The sequence below is a fragment of the Aquiflexum sp. genome (genome assembly GCF_041751335.1).
Taxonomy (GTDB): domain Bacteria; phylum Bacteroidota; class Bacteroidia; order Cytophagales; family Cyclobacteriaceae; genus Aquiflexum.
On the sequence record NZ_JBGSXS010000248.1, the window covers coordinates 1 to 2960 of the forward strand.

A 2960-nucleotide genomic window follows, 5' to 3' on the forward strand; every position below is an offset into this window, starting at 1 on the left:
TTTTAAAACTGGTATTTCTTTATTTTTTGGAATTGTCAAAAGAAAGAAAAAAGCCACAATTGAAGTGGCTGCTCCTAGTGAAAAAACCAAAGCAAAGTTTTTGACATCATTTGCAAAGACAAATCCTGACACCAAAGCGCCTATTCCAATGCCTGCCTCCAACGCTATATACATGGTCGCCAAAGCCCTTCCTCGAAAAGCATCCAAAGAAAGGTCAATCGTCCAGGCAGAGATAGTTGGTGAATTCATTCCTACCGAACAACCGAAAATCACTCCTCCAAATAAAAACACTCCCTTACTCTCTGCAAAAGCAATAATAAACATGGATAAGGCCATAGACAAGGTGGCTACCTTCATAACTGGAATTCTACCGTATTTATCAGAAGCTCGTCCTGCAATGATTCTGATACCCAATGAAGAAAGGGTAAAGACAGCAAAGAACACACCTTTGTTTTCTATTCCCAAATGAGTGGAAAAATCAGGTATTATCGTCAAAATCACACCAAATGAAAATACGGTTAAAAACAGAACCAATGAAGGTGTTAATACCCTTTTTTCAATGATTTCGTATCGGTGAAGTTTTAACAACCTGGGATGAAATTTCACTTTGTCCTTTACCGTCTCTTTAAGTCTGATCAATATAAGAATGGATAAAACGGCTGTAAAAGAAGAAACATAGAACAATGGGTTAATTCCCCAAATGATGCTTATATATCCACCCAAAGCAGGTCCTGCTGCCATACCCAAAGAACCAAACAATGATTGTAGACCCATGGCTTCGCCTCTTTTGTTGAACGGAATAATATCAGCAACATAGGCTGAGATACCCGTAGGTGTAAATCCCGTTGAAAATCCGTGAACAAACCTCAATAACAAAAAACCAGCAACACTTGTAATTACTGGGTACATGAGACTTACCACCAAACATACCAATGCACCGAAAATCATGACCGGGATCCTGCCAATTTTATCGGCAAGTTTTCCACTGAAAGGTCTCGACAATCCTGCTGATAGGGTGAATAGTGCTATTATCAAGCCTTTGTAATCTTCCCCGCCCAGTGAACTGATGTAGGAGGGGAGTTCTGGAATAATCATGTTGAAACTTGCAAAAAACAAAAATGAACTGGCACAGAGCAGAAAAAAATCTAAAGTGAAAAATGTTGGAAGAAATCGCATGTTGGGGTTATAAGTAAAGAAACCTCTCAAATCCAACCGGCTTTAAAAGGTTTCTAATGGAATTATTCATCCTTTTTGACTTCTTCTTCACTTTGGGCAAGAAGGTAGGCTTTTATAAATTCATTTAATTCACCATCCAATACACTTTGGGTGTCTGAGGTTTCGTAACTAGTTCGTGCATCTTTCACCAATTTGTAAGGGTGAAGAACATAATTCCTGATTTGGGAACCAAAATCTATCCTCATTTTTCCGGATTCGATTTTTGCCCTTTCAGCATTTCTCTTTTCCATCTCCAATTGATAGAGTCTTGATTTCAACATCTGCATGGCTTTTTCACGGTTGGCCAATTGTGATCGCTCAATTTGACATACAACCACAATTCCGGTCGGTTTATGGGTCAATTGGACCTTGGTCTCCACCTTGTTTACATTCTGCCCTCCAGCACCTCCTGATCTTGATGTATGCAATTCAACATCTCCTGGATTGATATCAATCTCAATGGTATCATCTACCACAGGATAAGCGTAAACCGAGGCAAATGATGTATGTCTTCTTCCATTACTGTCAAAGGGAGAAATTCTGACCAATCGATGAACACCGATTTCTGACTTCAAAAAGCCATAAGCCAAAGGTCCATCAAACTCCAAAGTCACAGATTTAATACCTGCCACTTCACCTTCCTGTAGATCAACTTCGCGGACTTTGTAGCCATTTTTCTCACCCCACATGATATACATCCGCATCAGGATGGAAGCCCAATCATTGCTTTCTGTACCTCCTGCACCTGGATTGATTTCGAGCATGGCGCTAAGCTGATCTTCCTCATTACTAAGCATCTTTTTAAGCTCAAGCTCTTCTACAGCTTTCAAAGTCTTATTATATTCGGATTTCATTTCTTCTTCAGAAACTTCATCCAAAGCATAAAAATCAAAAAGAACCTCAAGGTCTTGGACTAAGGTTTCGGCATTTTCGTAGGCGTTGGTCCAGCTTTTTTTCAATTGGATATGCTTCATGCTTTTTTCAGCCTCTTCAGGATCATTCCAAAAGTCAGGCTGAGCAGATACTGCCTCCAAATCTTCTATTTCTGCTTTATTCTTATCGTAGTCAAAGATACCTCCTCAAAGCCGAAACACGGGCTCTCAAGTCTTTCAACTGGTCTGATGTCATAATTTATTTAGTTTTTGACCTGCAAAAGTCGTGAATATTATGCTCGAAACCTAAAGTTTACTACTCTCCGTAAAGGATTACGATTTGGAGTTTGTTTCTGCCGCCAATTTTAAAAAACCGGTATTTCAATTTAGATAGTATAAATCCGGTAGCTGCCAATACTGATGATGTGATGATTGACCCGCGGCTGATTGAAAAGCGGTCATCCAAATATAGACTGTTGATGGCATCCGCAGCCAGGAATATTACCGACCCACCATAGCCCAGGAAGGATAGGTTGCTAATTGTACTGTTTCTGGGATCTTTTTCAGTAATATCGACTGAAGTAATGTTTTTAGGCAATAATATATTTTCTGATAAGACAATAAGGTCAGGCTGGATATCCCGAATAACATCCGTAATAAAAAAATCATACGCAGCTATTTTATAAGTAATGGATTCCCCAATCTCATAAGTCAACCTTGTTTTCTCATTGGCTCCTCTTTGAAGTAAAATGAATTTCTGGGAAATCGCATCAGGAATGTTGAAAATCAGCAAAAAAAATAAAAGAAATAGATAACCAAGCTTCATACTTCTTTATAAAATATCCTTTCGCTTAGAATGAGGCAAACTGTTTT

The 2960-nt window shown here is 38.9% G+C and carries 3 protein-coding genes; all 3 read right to left on the minus strand.

Going from position 1 to position 2960, the window contains the following annotated elements; all coding sequences use genetic code 11:
* A partial coding sequence (locus ACEW8U_RS14025) for an MFS transporter (protein WP_373522679.1) occupies positions 1–1176 on the minus strand: 1176 nt, incomplete at its 3' end.
* A gap of 62 nt (positions 1177–1238) precedes the next feature.
* Positions 1239–2343, minus strand: a protein-coding gene (prfB, locus tag ACEW8U_RS14030; RefSeq protein ID WP_373522680.1) for a peptide chain release factor 2 whose coding sequence is annotated in 2 segments (ribosomal slippage) — positions 1239–2282 and positions 2284–2343 — 1104 coding nt in all. Because the reading frame shifts where the segments join, the coding sequence is not laid out codon by codon here.
* A 60-nt stretch (positions 2344–2403) separates the two neighbouring features.
* Entirely contained in the window at positions 2404–2913 is a 510-nt protein-coding gene (locus ACEW8U_RS14035; RefSeq protein WP_373522681.1) for a hypothetical protein, read from the minus strand.
* Positions 2914–2960 lie beyond the last annotated feature (47 nt).

Excerpts from the sequence above, each read along its gene's own strand:
- ACEW8U_RS14035 (WP_373522681.1), bottom strand. The coding sequence starts at position 2,913 with ATGAAGCTTGGTTATCTATTTCTTTTATTTTTTTTGCTGATTTTCAAC.